At 64.6% G+C, this 17682-nt stretch carries 18 protein-coding genes; 10 read left to right on the top strand and 8 right to left on the bottom strand.

The annotated features are described in order from the left end of the window. Positions 1-2: 2 nt before the first annotated feature. Positions 3-788 carry a coniferyl-alcohol dehydrogenase gene (locus BPNPMPFG_RS30350; RefSeq protein ID WP_258596987.1) on the top strand — a complete coding sequence of 262 codons (786 nt, stop codon included), beginning with the start codon at positions 3-5 and terminating at the stop codon, positions 786-788. A gap of 76 nt (positions 789-864) precedes the next feature. Continuing rightward, positions 865-2310 (top strand): aldehyde dehydrogenase, encoded by a 1446-nt coding sequence (locus tag BPNPMPFG_RS30345; RefSeq protein WP_258592236.1) that lies wholly within the window; start codon positions 865-867, stop codon positions 2308-2310. Between the two features lie 34 nt (positions 2311-2344). Here the strand turns inward: BPNPMPFG_RS30345 and BPNPMPFG_RS30340 are convergent, their stop codons facing one another. Further along, positions 2345-3268 carry an aldose 1-epimerase gene (locus BPNPMPFG_RS30340; protein ID WP_258592235.1) on the bottom strand — a complete coding sequence of 308 codons (924 nt, stop codon included), beginning with the start codon at positions 3266-3268 and terminating at the stop codon, positions 2345-2347. A gap of 109 nt (positions 3269-3377) precedes the next feature. Here BPNPMPFG_RS30340 and BPNPMPFG_RS30335 point away from each other — a divergent pair, with 109 nt between their 5' ends. From BPNPMPFG_RS30335 to BPNPMPFG_RS30300, 8 genes are all read left to right on the top strand, one after another. After that, on the top strand, positions 3378-4121 hold the full coding sequence (locus BPNPMPFG_RS30335; protein WP_258592234.1) for a FadR/GntR family transcriptional regulator: 744 nt from the start codon (positions 3378-3380) through the stop codon (positions 4119-4121). Continuing rightward, positions 4118-5845, top strand: coding sequence for an IlvD/Edd family dehydratase (locus BPNPMPFG_RS30330; RefSeq protein WP_258592233.1), 1728 nt, complete (start codon positions 4118-4120; stop codon positions 5843-5845). The genes BPNPMPFG_RS30335 and BPNPMPFG_RS30330 overlap by 4 nt, the downstream gene beginning before the upstream one ends. A gap of 11 nt (positions 5846-5856) precedes the next feature. Next, positions 5857-6633, top strand: coding sequence for an SDR family NAD(P)-dependent oxidoreductase (locus tag BPNPMPFG_RS30325; RefSeq protein WP_258592232.1), 777 nt, complete (start codon positions 5857-5859; stop codon positions 6631-6633). Positions 6634-6665: 32 nt separating this feature from the next. Continuing rightward, on the top strand, positions 6666-7664 hold the full coding sequence (gene araD1 / locus BPNPMPFG_RS30320; RefSeq protein ID WP_258592231.1) for an AraD1 family protein: 999 nt from the start codon (positions 6666-6668) through the stop codon (positions 7662-7664). Between the two features lie 52 nt (positions 7665-7716). Then, the gene (locus BPNPMPFG_RS30315; protein WP_258592230.1) at positions 7717-8742 is read left to right on the top strand and encodes an ABC transporter substrate-binding protein; all 1026 of its coding nucleotides are present in this window, start codon (positions 7717-7719) and stop codon (positions 8740-8742) included. Between the two features lie 76 nt (positions 8743-8818). Next, the gene (locus BPNPMPFG_RS30310; protein ID WP_258592229.1) at positions 8819-9922 is read left to right on the top strand and encodes an ABC transporter ATP-binding protein; all 1104 of its coding nucleotides are present in this window, start codon (positions 8819-8821) and stop codon (positions 9920-9922) included. Beyond that, the gene (locus BPNPMPFG_RS30305) at positions 9919-10791 is read left to right on the top strand and encodes an ABC transporter permease (protein WP_258592228.1); all 873 of its coding nucleotides are present in this window, start codon (positions 9919-9921) and stop codon (positions 10789-10791) included. Before BPNPMPFG_RS30310 ends, BPNPMPFG_RS30305 begins: the two co-directional genes overlap by 4 nt. Continuing rightward, the gene (locus tag BPNPMPFG_RS30300) at positions 10788-11588 is read left to right on the top strand and encodes an ABC transporter permease (RefSeq protein ID WP_258592227.1); all 801 of its coding nucleotides are present in this window, start codon (positions 10788-10790) and stop codon (positions 11586-11588) included. The genes BPNPMPFG_RS30305 and BPNPMPFG_RS30300 overlap by 4 nt, the downstream gene beginning before the upstream one ends. A 29-nt stretch (positions 11589-11617) precedes the next feature. Here BPNPMPFG_RS30300 and BPNPMPFG_RS30295 read toward each other — a convergent pair whose 3' ends face one another. From BPNPMPFG_RS30295 to BPNPMPFG_RS30265, 7 genes are all read right to left on the bottom strand, one after another. Then, positions 11618-13021 carry an FAD-binding oxidoreductase gene (locus BPNPMPFG_RS30295; RefSeq protein WP_258592226.1) on the bottom strand — a complete coding sequence of 468 codons (1404 nt, stop codon included), beginning with the start codon at positions 13019-13021 and terminating at the stop codon, positions 11618-11620. Positions 13022-13151: 130 nt separating this feature from the next. Then, positions 13152-14411, bottom strand: a complete 1260-nt coding sequence (locus tag BPNPMPFG_RS30290; RefSeq protein ID WP_258592225.1) for an ABC transporter substrate-binding protein — start codon at positions 14409-14411, stop codon at positions 13152-13154. Between the two features lie 166 nt (positions 14412-14577). Continuing rightward, a complete protein-coding gene (locus BPNPMPFG_RS30285; RefSeq protein ID WP_258592224.1) occupies positions 14578-15006 on the bottom strand; it encodes a DUF4440 domain-containing protein in 429 nt (142 codons plus the stop codon). Continuing rightward, positions 15003-16058 carry an aldo/keto reductase gene (locus BPNPMPFG_RS30280; RefSeq protein ID WP_258592223.1) on the bottom strand — a complete coding sequence of 352 codons (1056 nt, stop codon included), beginning with the start codon at positions 16056-16058 and terminating at the stop codon, positions 15003-15005. The genes BPNPMPFG_RS30285 and BPNPMPFG_RS30280 overlap by 4 nt, the downstream gene beginning before the upstream one ends. After that, a complete protein-coding gene (locus BPNPMPFG_RS30275; protein ID WP_258592222.1) occupies positions 16055-16408 on the bottom strand; it encodes a TIGR04076 family protein in 354 nt (117 codons plus the stop codon). The genes BPNPMPFG_RS30280 and BPNPMPFG_RS30275 overlap by 4 nt, the downstream gene beginning before the upstream one ends. After that, positions 16409-16891, bottom strand: a complete 483-nt coding sequence (locus BPNPMPFG_RS30270; RefSeq protein ID WP_258592221.1) for a DUF3830 family protein — start codon at positions 16889-16891, stop codon at positions 16409-16411. It lies immediately after the preceding gene. Continuing rightward, positions 16888-17619 carry a GntR family transcriptional regulator gene (locus BPNPMPFG_RS30265; protein ID WP_258592220.1) on the bottom strand — a complete coding sequence of 244 codons (732 nt, stop codon included), beginning with the start codon at positions 17617-17619 and terminating at the stop codon, positions 16888-16890. Before BPNPMPFG_RS30265 ends, BPNPMPFG_RS30270 begins: the two co-directional genes overlap by 4 nt. Positions 17620-17682 lie beyond the last annotated feature (63 nt).

Raw genomic sequence — 17682 nt, 5'->3', positions numbered from 1 at the left:
CCATGCTCTTCGGCAAGACCATCCTCATCACCGGTGTCGCCTCCGGCATCGGTGCCCGTACGGCGGAACTCGCCGGCCAGCTCGGCGCCGATGTGATCGGCGTCGACGTGCGCGAGCCGGCTAGCCCGGCTGGCAGTTTCGTCAAGGCCGACATCTCGACCAAGGCCGGCGTCGATGATCTCATCGCGCGTCTGCCGCAGCGCATCGACGCGCTCTGCAACGTCGCCGGCCTTTCCGGCAACACCGGCGCGGTGTCGACGCTGGCCGTCAACTTCTTCGGGCTCAGAGCGCTTTCGGAAGGTCTCGCGCCAAGACTTCGCGAAGGCGGCGCCATCGTCAACGTCGCCTCGATCGCCGGCTATGGCTGGCGCGCCAATCTCAACCGCGCCGCCTCGATGGTCGGCATCGAGGGCTTTCCCGATGTCGCCAAGGTGGTCGCCGATCACGCGGTCAGGAACGAGGAAGGCTATCCCGTCTCCAAGGAGCTGCTGCTGTTGTGGACCTTCCGTGCGGCGCACCAGGACCTGTTCAAGAGCCGCGGCATCCGCGTCAATGCGGTGAGCCCCGGCCCGGTCGAGACACCGATCCTGAAACAGTTCCGCAGCGTGCTTGGCGACGCCCGCGTCGACAGCGACATTGCCAGGGTCGGGCGCGCCGGCACCTCCGGCGACATCGCGCCGGTGGTGCTGTTCCTGTGCTCGGACGGCGCACGCTGGGTCAACGGCGCCAACGTGCCGGTCGACGGTGGCCTCGAAGCATCGATCAATGCCGAAGCGCTGGGTTTCTAGACCATGATCCCGAAAAGTGGGAAGCGGTTTTCGGAAAAGATCATGGTCAAACAAGGATAGAGCGAGGGAGACAGTCATGGATATCGGACTTCTGATCGACGGCGGCGAACGGGCTGCCTCGGGTGCGGCGTCCTACGAGCGCATGGATCCGTTCACCGGCAGGCTGGCAACGCGCGCGGCAGCAGCGAGCGTTGCCGATGCCAATGCCGCGGTCGAAGCCGCGCAGGCCGCCTTCCCGGCCTGGTCGAAGACAGGGCCGGGCGAGCGCCGCGCCTTGCTGAGCAAGGCGGCTGACGTGATGGCCTCGAAGGTCGGTGAGTTCACCCGGCTGATGATGGAAGAGACCGGCGCCACCGGCCCCTGGGCCGGCTTCAACGTCATGCTGGCGGCCAACATGCTGCGCGAAGCGGCGGCGATGACGACGCAGATCTCGGGCGAGATCATCCCGTCCGACAAGCCCGGCACGCTGGCCATGGCTATCCGCCAGCCTGCCGGTGTGTGCCTCGGTATCGCGCCGTGGAATGCGCCGGTCATTCTCGGCACCCGCGCCATCGCCATGCCGATCGCCTGCGGCAACACGGTGGTGCTGAAAGCATCCGAAATGTGTCCCGGTACGCACCGGCTGATCGGCCAGGTGCTGGTCGAGGCCGGCCTGCCGAAAGGCGTCATCAATGTCGTCACCAACGATCCCAAGGATGCCGCCGGGATTGTCGAGGCGCTGGTCGCACATCCTGCGGTCAGGCGCGTCAACTTCACCGGATCGACCAAGGTCGGCCGGATCATCGCCGAACTCGCCGGACGGCACCTGAAGCCGGCGCTGCTCGAACTCGGCGGCAAGGCGCCGTTGCTGGTGCTGGACGATGCCGACATCGACGCGGCGGTCAACGCCGCCACCTTCGGCGCCTTCATGCATCAGGGCCAGATCTGCATGTCGACCGAGCGGCTGATCGTCGACGAGAAGGTCGCCGATGAATTCGTGGCGAAACTCGCGGCTCGCGCGTCGCAACTGCCGGCCGGCGATCCGCGCGGCCATGTCGTGCTGGGCTCACTGATCAGCAGTCAGGCCGCCGACAAGATGGAGGAACTCATCACTGATGCCGTCGCCAAGGGCGCCAGACTGGTGGCGGGCGGCAAGCGCGCCGGCACCGTGGTGGAAGCAACGTTGCTCGACCATGTCACGCCGGCCATGCGCGTCTATGCCGAAGAGTCATTCGGGCCGGTCAAGCCGGTGATCCGCGTGAAGGGCGAGGACGAGGCCGTGCGCGTCGCCAACGACACCGAATACGGCCTGTCGTCAGCCGTGTTCAGCCGCGACATCAAGCGTGCCATGGCGATTGCCGCGCGCATCGAGGCCGGCATCTGCCATATCAACGGCCCGACCGTCGGCGACGAGGCACAGATGCCCTTCGGCGGCGTCAAGGGCTCGGGCTACGGCCGCTTCGGCGGCAAGGCATCGATCGCCGAGTTCACCGATTTGCGCTGGGTGACGATCGAGGACCCGGGCCAGCATTATCCGTTCTGACCCGGCCATAACTTGGCCGGTTCGGCGTGGGCGATCAGACAGCCTGTGACGGCGTGAAGCGGACGCTGGCGGATCGTGTCTGCCCGGGCGCCAGTACGATGCGGCCGGTTCCCCCCTCGCCTACGCGGTTGAAGGCATCGGTGATGTTGCTGACCGGCTCGGCGCAGAAGAACGGCTCGCCGGGCGGCGTGTAGAGAACGAGGAAATCGAGCGGTGCTTCGGCCTCGATGTCCAGTTGCCGCCCATGCTCCGGCCAGGAGATCCTGATGTGGCGCGCCCATCCGGTGAAGACCGTGTCGAAGTCCGTCTCTGAAACGTCGAAGCCAGTGGTCGGGTCGGCACCGGCCGGCGGCAGGACATGGCGGGTGGGCAAGATGTCGGCATCGGTCTCCCACATCCCGGATACCGGCGCCTGGACATGCGCCCACGGCGTCGACGGGAAATAGGGGTGGAGGCCGAAGCCGGCCGGCATCGGCGTGTCCGAGAGGTTGCGCAGCGAAATGGCGATGCCCAGCTGGCCGTCGACAAGCGAGATCGCTTGCTCGGCCTCGTAGTTCCAGGGCCAGGAATCGGCGGCGTGGCGATAGCGCAGGACGATGCTGCAGGCTTCGTGCCGCACGACAGTCCATGGCCGACGCCAGCCATGACCATGCTCATGATGCGGATCGTCGGGGCCTGTCGGCAGTTCGATGGTCCGGCCGGCGAATGCGAAGCGGCCATCCCTTATGCGATTGGAGTAGGGAACCAGCGGGAAGCAGGCCATGGCGCCGGCATCGCGGCGGCTGATCGCCGCCAGATCGGCCGGGCGTAGCCAATCGACGACAGACCCGTCTTGCCACCAGCGATACGACGCCACCGCGCCGCCGGCAGCCGGAGCGATCTCGACCGTCGCAATGCCGTCGCTGATCGAAACCAGCTCTGTGTGCCGCTCGGCAATGGCTGCGGAATTCTTTGTCATCGGCACGCCCCCATCCCTTGACTCCAATCGCCACATCTATAAGACATATCATATGAATAGTATGAAGAATAGAAAATCTTTCAGCACGGCGCGAACATCAAGGGTTGCGGTGGCGGTTTCCAGCGGCTCCACCGCGCTGCATGCGACTGTTGTCGAGCAGATCGGCCTGCGCATCGTGCAAGGCGATTTCCTGCCCGGCGAGGCGCTGCCCAATGCCGACGATTCCAGCGAAATGCTGGGGGTCAGCCGCACAGTGCTGCGCGAGGCGATCAAGGTGCTGGCCGGCAAGGGCCTCGTCGAATCGCGGCCGAAGACCGGTACGCGGGTGCGCCCCCGCTCCGACTGGAATTTTCTCGACCCGGACGTGCTGTCGTGGCGTTACGCCAGGGGTGTCAGCGTCGACGATGTCCGGGCGCTGTTCGAGTTGCGCCGGGCCATCGAGCCAATGTCGGCGGCACTTGCCGCTCAACGCGCCACACCGGCGCAGATCGCCGAGATCAATGCCGCGCTCGCCGAAATGGAAGCGGTTGTCGATGACGGCGACCGCTTCGCCAAGCCTGATTTGCTGTTCCACCAGACCATTCTGCGCATGACCGGCAACGAGCTGATCGGCTCGCTGGCGGCACTGGTCGAAACCGCGCTGGTGATGAGCTTTCGCCTTTCCAACGACAATCCGGAGGGGCAACGCCACTCTTTGCCGCTGCACCGGGAAGTGGCCGAAAAGATTGCCGCGCGCGATGCCGCCGGCGCGCAAAAGGCACTGCTGGTGCTGATCGACGATGCCGAGGAAGACGTGCGCCGCAGTGTCGAGAACCGCAACAAGCGCCGCACCGATCGGGAGCTGGCATCGTGACCGAGACCAAACGCAAGCTGCGCTCCGAGGCCTGGTTCGGCGGCGAAGGCAAGAACGCCTTCATGCACCGCAGCTGGATGAAGAACCAAGGCATTCCCGCCGACGCCTTCGACGGCCGCCCGGTCATCGGCATCTGCAACACCTGGTCGGAATTGACCCCGTGCAACGCGCATCTGCGGGCGCTCGCCGACCACGTCAAACGTGGCGTCTATGAAGCCGGCGGCCTGCCGCTGGAATTTCCGGTGATGTCATTGGGCGAGAGCAACATGCGCCCCACCGCCATGCTGTTTCGCAATCTGGTCAGCATGGATGTCGAAGAATCCATCCGCGGCAATCCCATCGACGGCGTGATCCTGCTGGTCGGCTGCGACAAGACCACGCCGGCGCTGCTGATGGGTGCCGCATCATGCAATCTGCCGACCATCACCGTTTCCGGTGGGCCGATGCTCAATGGCAAGTTCCGCGGGCAAGACATCGGCTCGGGCACGCATGTCTGGAAATTCGCCGAAGAGGTGAAGGCCGGCCGCATGCCGGTCGCCGATTTCCTCGCCGCCGAGCAGGGCCAGAGCCGGTCGGCGGGCAGCTGCATGACGATGGGCACGGCCTCGACCATGGCCAGCATGGTGGAGGCGCTCGGCATCGGCATGCCGGACAACGCTGCGATCCCGGCAGTGGATTCGCGCCGTGGCGTGCTCGCCCAGATGGCCGGACGCCAGATCGTCGACCTGGTCCGCAGGGACGTGACGATTGCGCAGATCCTGACCAGGCAAGCGTTCGAGAACGCCATTCGCGTCAACGGCGCGATCGGTGGCTCGACCAATGCGGTGCTGCATCTGATCGCCATCGCCAATCGGATCGGTGTCGACCTCAGCCTGGACGACTGGGACCGCCTTGGCCGCGACGTTCCGACCATTGTCGATCTGATGCCGTCGGGCCGGTTCCTGATGGAAGATTTCTACTATGCCGGGGGGCTGGCTGCGGTCATGGCGTCGCTTGATGAAGTGGGGCTTCTTCATCGTGACGCCATGACCGTCAGCAACAAGACGATCGGCGAATTGATCGACGGCGCGCCCAACTACAACAGCGAGGTCATCCGCCCGTTGAGCGAGCCGCTGACCAAGGAAGGCGGCATCTCGATCCTGCGCGGCAATCTGGCGCCCGACGGGGCGGTCATCAAGCCATCGGCGGCAACGCCCGAGCTGATGCAGCATCGCGGCAAGGCGGTGGTCTTCGAAAACATCGAGCACTACTACGCCCGCATCGACGATCCGGGGCTGGATATCGACGCGACATCGGTGATGGTGCTGAAGAACTGCGGACCGCGCGGCTATCCAGGGATGGCCGAGGTCGGCAACATGCCGCTGCCGGCGAAGCTACTCAAGCAGGGTGTCTCCGACATGGTGCGCATTTCCGACGCGCGCATGAGCGGCACGGCTTACGGCACCGTGGTGCTGCATGTGGCGCCCGAGGCCGCCGCGGGTGGCGCACTGGCGCTGGTGCGCGATGGCGATCTCATCGAACTCGACGTCGCCGGCCGCCGCCTTGAGCTTCTGGTGTCGGATGAGGAACTGGCCATCCGCCGGCGTGACTGGCAGCCGCCGACGCCGCCCGAAGGCGGCTATCAGAGCCTCTATGTCGAGCGCGTGCTGCAGGCCGACAAGGGCTGCGATTTCGACTTCCTCGTCGGCCGGCGCGATGCCGGCATCCCCCGGCATTCCCACTAGAGAGGCGCGCCATGACGGATGAAATCGGCTACGCGACCTATCCCAGCCTCAAGGGCCGCAGTGTCTTCATAACCGGTGGCGGCAGTGGCATCGGCGAAAGCCTGGTGCGCCATTTCTGCGCGCAAGGCAGCCATGTCGCCTTTGTCGATCTGGCCGAAGAACCGTCCCAGCGCCTGGTCGACGCGATCGCGGCGGAGGGACATCGCGCACCGCTGTTCATTGCCTGCGACCTGCGCAACGTCGAGCAGCTGCAGGCGGCGACCGTGCAGGCGATGCAGCACAACGGCCCGATCCAGATCCTGTGCAACAATGCCGGCAATGATGACCGGCATCAAACCAAGGATGTGACGGTCGCCTATTGGGACGACCGCATGGCGATCAATTTGCGCCACCAGTTCTTTGCGGCCCAAGCGGTGCGCCCGCAGATGAGTTCGCTGGGCGGTGGCTCGATCATCAATTTCGGCTCCATCACCTGGATGGTCGGCGATCCCGATTGCCCTGCCTATGTCACCGCGAAAGCCGCTGTCTACGGCATGACGCGGGCGCTGGCCCGCGAGCTTGGCCCCGAGCGCATCCGCGTCAACTGCATGGTGCCGGGCTGGGTGATGACCGAGCGCCAGATGCGCCTGTGGCTGAACCCGGCCGGAGAGCGGCAGATCGAGGAGAGGCAGTGCCTGCCCGACCGGCTGCAGACCGCCGATATCGCGCGCATGGCGCTGTTTCTCGCCGCCGACGACAGCCGCATGTGCACGAGCCAGCAGTTCATCGTCGACGCCGGCTGGGTGTGATCCGTACGGTTTCAAGGGAAGAAGGGTGTTTCATGCGTCTTGTTCAGTTCAGAATGGCCGATGGCAGCAGGCGGGTTGGCCGTGTCTCCGACGATGGCAATCGCCTGCATCCGCTCGACGGGACCAACACCGTGCTGGAGCTGGCCGAAGCGGCAATCGCCCAAGGCGCGTCCATCGCGGTACTTGTCGAGGAACGGACAGGCACTGCCACGATCGACTATGACGAGCTGTTGCGCGATGGCCGCGTGCTGGCCCCGGTCGATCATCCCGAGCCGGCGCGCTTCCTGGTCACCGGCACGGGCCTGACCCACACCGGCAGTGCCGCGGCACGCGACAAGATGCATGTGCTGACGCATGGCGAGGACGCCGAGGAATCGGATTCGCTGAAGATCTTCCGCATGGGCCTGGAGGGCGGCAAGCCCGCCGCCGGGCAGATCGGGATCCAGCCCGAATGGTTCTTCAAGGGCGTCGGCACCTGTGTCGTGCCACCCGGTGCCGCGCTGCCGATGCCGGCCTTCGCGCGCGCCGGCGCCGAAGAAGCCGAGATCGTCGGGCTCTACCTCAATGGGCCGGACGGGCGCCCCTATCGCATCGGCTATGCGCTCGGCAACGAATATTCCGACCATGTGACGGAAGCCGAGAACTATCTCTATCTCGCCCATTCCAAGCTTCGCTCCTGCTCGATCGGCCCGGAGCTTCTGATCGGCAACCTGCCCGACGAAGTGCGCGGCCATTCCCGCATCCTGCGCGACGGCACTGTTATCTGGGAGCAGGAGTTCCTGTCGGGCGAGGCGCATATGTCGCACTCGATCGCCAATCTCGAACATTTCCATTTCCGCTACCCGATGCACCGCAGGGCGGGCGACCTGCATGCCTATTTCTTCGGTGCGGCGGTGATGAGCTACGCCTCCGGCGTCAAGACGGCTTCCGGCGACGAGTATGAAATCCAGGCACAGACATTCGGCAAGCCGCTGCGCAACCGGATGGTGTCGGTGCCGGACGAGGGACTGGTCGCCGTCACTCAGCTGTGACGGCAAAGGTCCGGAAACTGCGGTCCATCAGAATGACAATGGGAGATTAAAAATGGGACTGAAAAAACTGTTTCTAAGAATGGCGACAATCGGCCTCGGCATCGGGCTGATGACATCGGCTGCCCTGGCCGCGAACCTTCGGGTTCTGGCCTGGGACGGCTACGCCGATGCTGACTGGGTCAAGGACTTCACCGCTGCAACCGGCATCGGCGTCGATGTCGTCTTCATCGGCAGCGACGACGAGATCTGGGCCAAGATCAAGGGCAGCGAAGGGCAGGATTTCGACGTCTTCGCCGTCAACACTGCCCAGTTGCAGCGCTACATCAAGGCCGATCTGGTGTCGCCGATCGACGTGACGAAACTGGCCAACCAGAAGGAGGTGCTGCCGCGCTTCCGCGATCTGACGGCGGTCAGCGGCGTCACCAAGGACGGCAAGGTCTATGGCATCCCGTTCTGCTTCGACTCGATCGGATTGATCTATGACACCGACAAGGTCAAGCCCGCGCCGACCTCGATGTCGGTCCTCTGGGACCCGGCCTACAAGGGCAAGGTTCTGGCCTACGACAATGGCGAGCACAATTTCTCGTTCACCGCGCTGACGCTCGGCTACAAGGATCCGTTCAATCTGAATGAACAGCAGATGGCAGCGGTCAAGGCCAGACTGGTCGAACTCAAGCGCAACGTGCTGAGCTTCTACACCACCGCCGACGAGGCGCAGCAGATCTACCAGAACAATGACGTGGCTTTGATCTGGGCAAACTATGGTCAACAGCAGGTCAAGGCACTGCAGAAGATCGGCGCCCATGTCGCCTACGTCAATCCAAGCGAGGGCGCGCTTGCCTGGCTCGACAACTGGGTCATTTCCAAGGGCGTCCGCGACAATGCGGCGGCCGAGAAGTGGATCGACTTCATGCTGAGCAAGAAGGTCAGCGGCGCGCTTTCCGAACGCACCGGCTTCGGCAACACGGTGACCGAAACCAGCAGCGCCGGCGGCAATGACAAGCTGGTCTGGCTCAACAATGTCGAGGACCCGCTGAAGCGGTCGGACATGTGGAACGAGGTCAAGGCGACGCCCTGACCTTTCGATGCTCTGACTTCGAAGGACCCGGCGGTCCGGACGTTCCGGACCGCCGCAGCGTATGCGAGAGTATTTCATGAACCAGAACACCGACCTGCTGACGCTGCGGTCCGTTTCGAAATCCTACGGCACGGTTCCCGTGCTGCACGACATCGACCTGTCGATCAAGGACGGTGAGTTCCTGACCGTTCTTGGGCCATCGGGCTCCGGCAAAACCACGGTGCTGCGGCTGATTGGCGGGCTTGAGCCACTGACGGCGGGCGAGATCCGCCTCGACGGCCAGGACATCAGCCGCATGCCGATCAACCGGCGGCCGTTCAACACCGTGTTCCAGGACTATGCGCTGTTCCCGCATTTGACCGTTTCCGGCAATGTCGGCTACGGGCTTTCGGTCCGCCATATCCAGCGCAAGGAGATCACGCGCCGCGTCGCGGAGGCGCTTGACCTGGTCCAGCTCGGCCGCTTTGCCGACCGCTTTCCGGCCCAGCTCTCCGGCGGCCAGCGCCAACGCGTCGCCCTGGCCCGTGCGCTGATCTGCCAGCCGCGCCTGATCCTGCTCGATGAGCCGCTGGCTGCGCTCGACCTCGAGCTGCGCCGGCAGATGCAGGAGTTCCTGAAATCCATCCAGCGCGAGATCAAGACCACCTTCCTGTTCGTCACTCACGACCAGGAAGAGGCCATCGGCATGGCCGACCGCATCTGCGTCATGCAGGCCGGCCATATCCGCCAGCTCGGCACGCCACACGAGCTTTATTACAAGCCGAATTGCGAGTTCGTGGCGCGGTTCTTCGGCGAGAACAATCTGGTGGCCGGGAAACTTGGGGCCGTCCAGGGCGAGCTGCGATCGATCGAGACGACGCTTGGGCGCCTGGTTTGTTCGATCAGCGGCCAACCGCGTCTGAAGGCCGCGGCGGACGGCGCCAGCGCCTTCGCGGCATTCCGTCCCGAGGCCTTGCACCTTGCAGGGGCGCAAGATACCGACAATCGCTTTTCAGGCACGATCTCCGACATGGCTTTTGCCGGCTCGTCGACCGTCGCCACCATCACGGCAGGCGCCGACAATCCCGCACAACGCCTGCGGCTGCGCACACCGAGCCGGGTTGACGGCAGCACGCTGAAATCCGGCGAGACGATCTCGCTTTCGTTTGCGCCGCACGAAGGCCATCTGGTGCTGGCATGAGCGGAACCGGTGCGATACCGCTCGCGGAAAGGCGATGGTCGCTGCTGGTGACGGCGCTGGCTTTCGCCTCGCCGGTGGTCTTCGTCCTGGTGCCGCTGGCGATCTTCCTCGGCTACAGTTTCTTCAGCGTCGACCAGGGCACGATCGTTTACACGCTGTCACTGGGCAATTATGCCCGCTTCTTCACCGATCCGGTCTTTCTTCCGGTGTTCTGGAACACCATCGTGCTGTGCCTCTCGGTGGCGGCAATCTGCATTCTGCTGGCCTATCCCGCCGCCTATTTCCTGACCACCCTGAAGGGGCGCTGGCGCTACGCCTTGCTGATGCTGCTGCTGGTGCCGCTGCTGATGAGCTACGTCATCAAGATCTATGCGATCCGCAGCATCCTCGGCCTCAACGGTTTTCTCAACAAGGCGCTGGTGGCACTCGGCATCCTGCAGGAGCCGTCGACGGTTTTCGTGTTCAACATGAACGCCATCCTGCTGACGCTGACGCTGCTGCTGATCCCGTTCGCCATCCTGCCGATCTTCCTGTCGCTGGAACGGATTCCGCAGGTGCTGCTGCGCGCCTCCGACGATCTGGGCGCCAGCGGCCTGCAGACCTTCCTTCGCATCACCTTGCCGCTCAGCCTGCCCGGCGTCGCCTCGGCGGCGAGCTTCGTCTTCGTGCTGGCGATCGGCGATTTCCTGACGCCGCAAATGGTCGGCGGGATCAGCGGCTTCACCTTCGGCCGCATCCTCTACAGCCAGTTCGGCACGGCCTACAACTGGCCGTTCGGCGCGGCGCTGTCGGTGGCGCTGGCGATCGTGGTGATCGCGGCGATCCTTGTCGGCGAACGCTTCGGGCGCAATCGGGGGACGTCAATATGACCGCCCTGCCCCGGCCTTCGACGATCTTTCTGGCTGCGATCACGACACTGGTTGCGGTGCTGCTCTACAGCCCGCTGTTCGTGCCGATCGTATCGTCGTTCTTCGCCATTTCGCATGGCAATGTCGACTGGTCGTCGCCGACGCTTGCGACCTATGTCGCGCTGGCCGGAAACCATGACATATTGGCCGCCTTGCGCACCACGCTGATCGTCGGTGTCTGCACCGTCATCCTGTCGGTGGTCAGCGGAACGCTGCTGGCGCTCTACTATCACAGCCGCCGTGCAGGCCGTTCGCTGCTGCAGTTCATCATCTTCCTGCCGTTCCTGATGCCACCCATCATCAGCGGTCTGGCGCTGCTGATCTTCTTCCGCGAAATCGGGCTCGAACGCTCGTTGCTGACGATCGTCATCGGCCACACCGTCTTCGTGCTGGCGATCGTCTACCGCACGGTGCTGATGCGGCTGCAGTCGATGAGCCGCACGCTGGTCGAAGCGTCCTACGATCTCGGCGCCACGGGCTGGCAGACATTCTGGCGCATCATCCTGCCGAACTTGTCGAGCGCCATGGTCGGCGGCGCCATCCTGGCCTTCGCGCTGTCGTTCGACGAAACGATGATCACCATCCTGGTCACCGGCACCCAGAGCACGCTGCCGGTCAGGCTGTGGGCGATGATGCGGCTTGGCTTCTCACCCGACATCAACGCGCTGGTGGCGCTGATCCTGATGTTCACCGTGCTGCTCTGTGCGCTTGCCGCCCGTTTTCTCATCCCCAGGCAAGTCGCGACGGAACGGACCTGAGTGCTGCGTTGATTACAAGCTGGTGGTTGTCACCGGGGGAAGTCTGATGGAACAGGGTCGAAGACCCGCCCCGGATTGAGGATATTCTTGGGGTCAAGCGCTGCCTTCAGCCGCCGCATCGTGGCGATTTCAGCGTCGCTGCGCACCTGATGCAGCCACTTCTTCTTGTCGAGGCCGATGCCATGCTCGGCCGAGACGCCGCCGCCTGCTGTCGCCACGCCGCGATAGATGATGTCATAGGCTGCCGCCGGATCGGCCGTGCGGACCTGGTAGTGCAGATTGCCGTCGCCGAGATGACCGAAGACATAGATGTCGGCGCCGGGATCCATGGCGTGGATGGCAGCGTCCGCTTCTTGCAGGAACGTTCCCATCCGCGCCAGCGGGATGCTAATGTCGACGCCGATCAGACCTTTCATCGAAAACAGCAAGCGATTGGCGTCCTCGCGCACGGCCCACAGTGCCCGGACTTCGCGCGGCGATTGCGAGACGACCACATCGTCGATCACGCCATCCTCGACCGCCTGCATCAAGACCTCGGCGAAGCGCTCGCTGTCGCGTTCGGGCTCGCTGCCCTGGATCTCGGCCAGCACATAGACGGGCGAGCCCGCCGGCAGCGGCGCCGGCATGTCCATGCTGGCGACCATGACATCATAGAGCGGGGCGAAATTGACCTCATAGGCGGACAAGAGCGGGCCGAGCTTTTGCCGCAGCAGCCCGAGCAAGGCGATCGCGGCATCGAGCGAAGGGAGCGCGCAGAAGGCGTTCACCTCGGACGCCGGCTTCGGATGCAGCCTGAGTGCCGCGCGTGTGACGACGCCAAGCGTCCCTTCCGTGCCGATGAAGAGCTGGCCGAGGTCGTAGCCGGAATTGTCCTTGGGCAAACCTTTCAACGATGTCAGCACGCTGCCATCGGCCAGCACCGCTTCCAGGCCGAGCACTTGCGCCCGGTACATGCCGTAGCGCAGCACGCGGATGCCGCCGGCATTGGTGGCGACATTGCCGCCAACCGTTGCCGAACCGCGTGCGCCGATATCGACGCCGAACATCAGGCCCGCGCCGTCGGCCGCCTCCTGCACCGCCTGCAGCGTCGCGCCGGCTTCGGCGACGATGCTGGCAGCCTGACGGTCCGGAGCGGCAAGGCCGGTCATACGCTCCAGCGACAGCACGACCTCGCCCAGCTGCACACGCGCGGCGCCGGTCAGCCCGGTGCGTCCGCCCTGCACGACAATCGGCTGGCCGAGGCGGTTGCATGCGGCGAGTGCTGCCGCGACACCCTCGGTGTCGTGCGGGCGCAGCACCGCTTCGGGAAGCGCGCCGAGCTTGCCGTCGGGATCGTCACGATAGCGCTGATCCACGTCAGAGCCGGCGAGCACGCCGCCCGTGCCCAGCCGGCCGCCGAGTGCAGATAGAAGCTGTTGGGTTTCGGGCGACATCGGCCAATCCTAATCACGATCGCCCGCCGGTCAAACCCTTGCGGTGCAGGCGACGTCGTCCGCATCCGTGGACAATGCGGGACCAGGCCCACCGTCCGGCATCGATCGCGATGCCGGACGGTGGGTTGTTTTACTGAAGCTTCGCCTGCAGCGCGTTGACGTCGTCGGTTGTCATCTCACCGTCGGTCGTCACCTTGCCGTCGACGATCTTCCAAAGCCGGAACGGGCCGGTGATGTCGCCATATTTGTCGAAGGCGACCGGGCCGATGACGCCTTCGTAGCGGATCGGCTTGCCCTCCTTGATCAGGCCGAGCGCCTTGGCGAATTCTTCCTTGCCGGCAAAGATCGGCGTGCCGGCCGGGTCGACCGCCTTGTACATCGCATCCCTGATCTTGGCCGGCTCCTCGGAGCCGGCAATGGCGATGGCGAGGCCGACGATGGCGCCGGCATCGTAGGAACGGTCGGCCGCCGGGTTGGACGGCTCGATGCCGGAAAATTCCTTGTAGTTCTTCATGAAGTACTCGGTGGAGGCCGTCGGGCTGGTGCCGGACGACGTGCCATAGGCCTCCTTCAGATAGTCGGCGCCGACCGACTCGATGAAGTCCGGGCTGTTCATGCCGTCATTGAGCAGGAATTTCTGCACGCCGCCCTGCGATATCCAGGTGCGGGCAACCGTGGCGCCGTCGACCGGCGTGCTGACGAGATAGAGCCCGTCCGGCTCGCCGGCCATCGCCGCCGTGACTTCCGAGGCATAGCTCGACTGCTTTTCGTTGTAGGGCGTGTCGGAAACGATGGTGCCGCCGAGCGCTTTGTAGGCGCGTGAGAATTCGGCCACCATGTTGACGCCGAAGTCGTTGTTGACATGGATGATCGACAGTTTCTTGAAACCCTTGTCGATGGCGTATTTGGCGGCGGCGACGCCCTGCAGCGCATCCGAGGTGATGGTGCGGAAGAAGATGCCGTTGGTCTTGCCGTCGCGGCCGAGCGCCGTCAGCGTCGGCGACGACGAAGCCGGCGACACCTGGACGATCTTGGCCGGCGCCGTGACCGAGGTCAGGATCGGGATCGACACCGAAGAGATGATGCCGCCGATGATGACAGGCACTTTCTTGACCTGAACCAGCTGGGTCGCGGCGTCGACCGCGATGTTGCCCTGGCTCTGGCTGTCGCGCGTATCGGTCGTCAGGTCGCAGCCGCGCACGCCGCCGGCGGCATTGATGTCGCGAAAGGCCATTTCGACCGATTTGGCGCCGGCCTGGCCGTATTCGCCGGCCGGGCCGGTCAGTTCCATGACGAGGCCGACGGTGATCTTGCAATCGTCGGCCTGTGCCGCGCCGGCCATCGTCACGAGAGCAAGCGCGGTGGTGAGTTGGAGTATCGTCTTTCTCATTGTTGTTCCCCTTTGAGCTACACGAACTGGATTACATGTCTCTGTGTCTACGCATCGGATCTGCCCAAAAACCGCTTCGCACTTTTTGGTCCGATGCTTTAGCTCTTTGTCTGCGCATCGGATCTGTCCAAAAACCGCTTCGCACTTTTTGGTCCGATGCTCCTGTTCAGCGTTCCGGCACCTGCAGCCAGGTTTCATGCAGATGTCGCCATTCGACGCCATTGGGCGCCGATGAACTGGTGGTGAAGACGGCACTGGATTGCCGGCGGCTGTGCTTGCCCGCGCGCAGCTGCGCCTCGACATAGAGGACGACGATCGTGTCGGCGTCCTGCCAGCCGGGCCTGATATCCTCGATGGAAATGGCGAAGCCGTCATCGCAAGAGGCGCGGCTTGCGCGGACATGCTCCACAACCGCGTCGCGATCGAGGATCTGGCCGTCCGGCGCGACCATGGCGAAACCGTCGCCCATAACGCGCTCGAATCGGCTGAAATCCGCCTTGTCGGCGCGCGCGGCGACGAACCAATCGACGAAGAGGCGATGCAGGCCAACGATTTCGGCGCTGGCGCGTGAAAACAGGGAGGGCTCGCCGCTCATTTCTTCCCCGCATTGAGGTTGTAATGCATGATCGAACCGTGGCGGCCGTGGCGGTCGCGCTCCAGCGTGTAGACGTCGCCCTCGAGGCCGGTGCCTTGCGCGATGACGGCGGCGATCCGCGCCCGATCCTCGGCATCGAGCGCAACATCCATGATACCAGCATTGGCAATGGCATGCGCCTGGTTGCGGGCGCCGACGATGACGGCCGCCACTTGCGGCTGCTCCAGCACCCAGGCGCTGGCGATGGTGGCGATGTCGACACCGTGGCGGCCGCCGACGGTCTTCAGCGCCTGAAGCAGTTGCTGGAACAGGTCCCAGCCGCCAAAGTCGTCGATGATCAGCTTGTATTTGACCAGCGAGCGGTTTTCGAGCGGCGTGGCTGGCTCGGCCACGTCAAGCCATTTGTCGCTGAGGAAGCCGCCGGCGACGGAACCATAGCAGAGGAAGCTGACGCCGTTGTTTGCGGCGAGTGCTGCAAGGCTGTTGCCCGGCCGCTGATCGAGCACCGAATATTGCAGCTGCTGGCTGACCAGAGGAATGCCAGCGGCGAGGATTTCGGCGAGCCGCGGCGTGTCGAAATTAGTGGTGCCGAGATTGCGCACCTTGCCTTCCAGCCGAAGCTCGTTGAGCCAGCCCATCGCCTCGACATAGCCGGCTATCGCATAGTCCCACCAGTGGAACTGCACGAGATCGAGCCGCTCGGTCTTCAGCCGCCGCAGCGACTGGTCGACGATGCCCCTGATGTAGTCGCGGCTGATGGTGGCCAGCCGTTCGAGGTCGGGCACCAGCTTGGTGTGCACCTTCATCCTGGCGGCGGCGTCGAGGCCGCGCTCACTGGCCAGCCGCAGGCGCGCCGCACCGATCAGCTCCTCGACGCCGGTGTAGATGTCGGCGCAATCATAGGTCCAGATACCGGCATCGAAGGTGGCGATCAGGTCGGCCACCGCCTGCTGACGGTCGATGGCGCCATGGCCGCCGGCCAGTTGCCAGCCGCCGCGAATGACGCGCGAGATCGTGTAGCCGGGGCCGAGTTCGAAGGTCTTGGCTCTCATTTGTCGTCTCTCTGCTTCGGCAGCGGCACGGCCGTGGTCTCGGCATGGCTGAATCGCCGCGTGCCGGTCCTGACGATCCTCAGCCGGCTGGCGCAATGGGGATCGGGACAAGCGATCTCGGCGTCCGAGGTCATCCAGTCGTTCGGGTGGGTGGGACGCTGCTTGGCGGCCAGCAGCGGCAATACGGCCGCTATCGAATAGATCGAAAAACCCTGACCGGCCGGCATCGACAGCATCTCGCCCTTCAACTCGAAATAGTCGCCGGCCCTGGCACCGCAGTAGATCGGCTTGCCTTCGGGAATGACCGCCTCGACGCGAAGATCGAAGAGTTCGAAACCGTCGTCGGCCATTCAGGCCTCCACCAGGCTGAAAGTGACGTCGCAAGCGCCGTTGCGGCGGATGACGCCGCAGGCGGCGGCGAACCGGTCGCGCTCGTCGGCAAGCACCTGTGCCACCACGCTGCCGGCGAGCCAGCCGATCGGGAACAGGAGCCGTGCGCCCTGCCCGTAATAGAGGCCGATGTCGAAGATCGCGTTGGGATTGCCGCCCCACATGCGCGGCGGCACATAGGACAGCACGATGTCGCCCGGCTGCGGCGTCAGCGTCGCGTTCTCCGCCGGCAAGGGCCTGGCATAGGGCTGGCCCTCGAGATCGGCAGCCGGAACCGGACAGGAGATTTCCGGCCCTGTCCACATTGCATGGATGCCCGGGACGATGCGTGGCGCGCTAAGATATGCCTTGAGGAAGGCAGCGTTTTCCGGCGCCTTCTCCGGCAACAGCAGCGCCGTGACGGAAAGCTGCGAGCGCGGCTCGGTGATCCTGATGGAGGTCATGTCTGGTCTTTCGCGGCGGATTGCAGCTTGCTGCGCAGGAAGGTGAAGGGCCGGCTGATGTCGGCGACCAGAGACTCGCGCGCGGACTGCGCATCCTGCGTGGCCAGTGCCGTGACGATGCGGCGGTGATACTGGGCGGTATCGACCTCGCCGGCCTCCGAGAAGGCGTAGATGGCGACGCGGATGCAGGGGCCCGATTGCAGCCACAGGCTCTCGATCATCGGGATCAGCACGGCCGAACCACACGAACGGTAGATCTCGAAGTGAAAGCTCTGGTTGAGCGTCACTTCACGATCGACATCCTTCTTGTGCTTCAGCGCCCGCATCTCGTCCCATTCGCCGAGAATGGTCTCGATGGTGGCGATCTGGCGCGGCCCCATGCGGGCGGCGGCCAGCGCGATGGCCTCGCCCTCGATCAGGATGCGGGCCCGCAAGAGATCGTCGAGGCGATCCAGCGTGATCGGGGGCACCCGCACCGAACGATTGGGCAGCGCCTCCAGCGCCTTTTCTGTGATCAGCCGGCCGAGCGCCTCGCGTACCGGCATGGTCGACGTGACCAGCGCATCGGCGAGGCCACGGATGGTCAGCACCTGGCTTGGCTCGAATAGGCCCCCGATCAGAGCACGGCGCAGCTCCGAATAGACACGATCCAGCACGGTCTCGCGGCCGACCGGCGCAAGCTGGGCCGCGATCGCCTCGTTGTTCTTTTCGATGGCAGCCTTTTGCATGGAATTCCGTTCTCGGCCGGTTTTCGGCTTGCGGACGAAATTAAAGCCGAATAGCGTGATCAA

The organism is Mesorhizobium sp. AR07 (genome assembly GCF_024746815.1).
Classification (GTDB): domain Bacteria; phylum Pseudomonadota; class Alphaproteobacteria; order Rhizobiales; family Rhizobiaceae; genus Mesorhizobium.
Note: the sequence above shows the minus strand (reverse complement) of the source record. Positions and strands in the feature narration are given on the sequence as shown.

What these genes read in the sequence shown, in the direction of transcription:
- BPNPMPFG_RS30270 (WP_258592221.1), bottom strand. Translation starts at nt 16,891, where the DNA reads ATGACCTCCATCAGGATCACCGAGCCGCGCTCGCAGCTTTCCGTCACG.
- BPNPMPFG_RS30345 (WP_258592236.1), top strand. Translation starts at nt 865, where the DNA reads ATGGATATCGGACTTCTGATCGACGGCGGCGAACGGGCTGCCTCGGGT.
- BPNPMPFG_RS30290 (WP_258592225.1), bottom strand. Translation starts at nt 14,411, where the DNA reads ATGAGAAAGACGATACTCCAACTCACCACCGCGCTTGCTCTCGTGACG.
- BPNPMPFG_RS30285 (WP_258592224.1), bottom strand. Translation starts at nt 15,006, where the DNA reads ATGAGCGGCGAGCCCTCCCTGTTTTCACGCGCCAGCGCCGAAATCGTT.
- BPNPMPFG_RS30280 (WP_258592223.1), bottom strand. Translation starts at nt 16,058, where the DNA reads ATGAGAGCCAAGACCTTCGAACTCGGCCCCGGCTACACGATCTCGCGC.
- BPNPMPFG_RS30310 (WP_258592229.1), top strand. Translation starts at nt 8,819, where the DNA reads ATGAACCAGAACACCGACCTGCTGACGCTGCGGTCCGTTTCGAAATCC.
- BPNPMPFG_RS30340 (WP_258592235.1), bottom strand. Translation starts at nt 3,268, where the DNA reads ATGACAAAGAATTCCGCAGCCATTGCCGAGCGGCACACAGAGCTGGTT.
- BPNPMPFG_RS30315 (WP_258592230.1), top strand. Translation starts at nt 7,717, where the DNA reads ATGGGACTGAAAAAACTGTTTCTAAGAATGGCGACAATCGGCCTCGGC.
- BPNPMPFG_RS30325 (WP_258592232.1), top strand. Translation starts at nt 5,857, where the DNA reads ATGACGGATGAAATCGGCTACGCGACCTATCCCAGCCTCAAGGGCCGC.
- BPNPMPFG_RS30295 (WP_258592226.1), bottom strand. Translation starts at nt 13,021, where the DNA reads ATGTCGCCCGAAACCCAACAGCTTCTATCTGCACTCGGCGGCCGGCTG.
- araD1 (WP_258592231.1), top strand. Translation starts at nt 6,666, where the DNA reads ATGCGTCTTGTTCAGTTCAGAATGGCCGATGGCAGCAGGCGGGTTGGC.
- BPNPMPFG_RS30300 (WP_258592227.1), top strand. Translation starts at nt 10,788, where the DNA reads ATGACCGCCCTGCCCCGGCCTTCGACGATCTTTCTGGCTGCGATCACG.
- BPNPMPFG_RS30305 (WP_258592228.1), top strand. Translation starts at nt 9,919, where the DNA reads ATGAGCGGAACCGGTGCGATACCGCTCGCGGAAAGGCGATGGTCGCTG.
- BPNPMPFG_RS30275 (WP_258592222.1), bottom strand. Translation starts at nt 16,408, where the DNA reads ATGGCCGACGACGGTTTCGAACTCTTCGATCTTCGCGTCGAGGCGGTC.
- BPNPMPFG_RS30350 (WP_258596987.1), top strand. Translation starts at nt 3, where the DNA reads ATGCTCTTCGGCAAGACCATCCTCATCACCGGTGTCGCCTCCGGCATC.
- BPNPMPFG_RS30265 (WP_258592220.1), bottom strand. Translation starts at nt 17,619, where the DNA reads ATGCAAAAGGCTGCCATCGAAAAGAACAACGAGGCGATCGCGGCCCAG.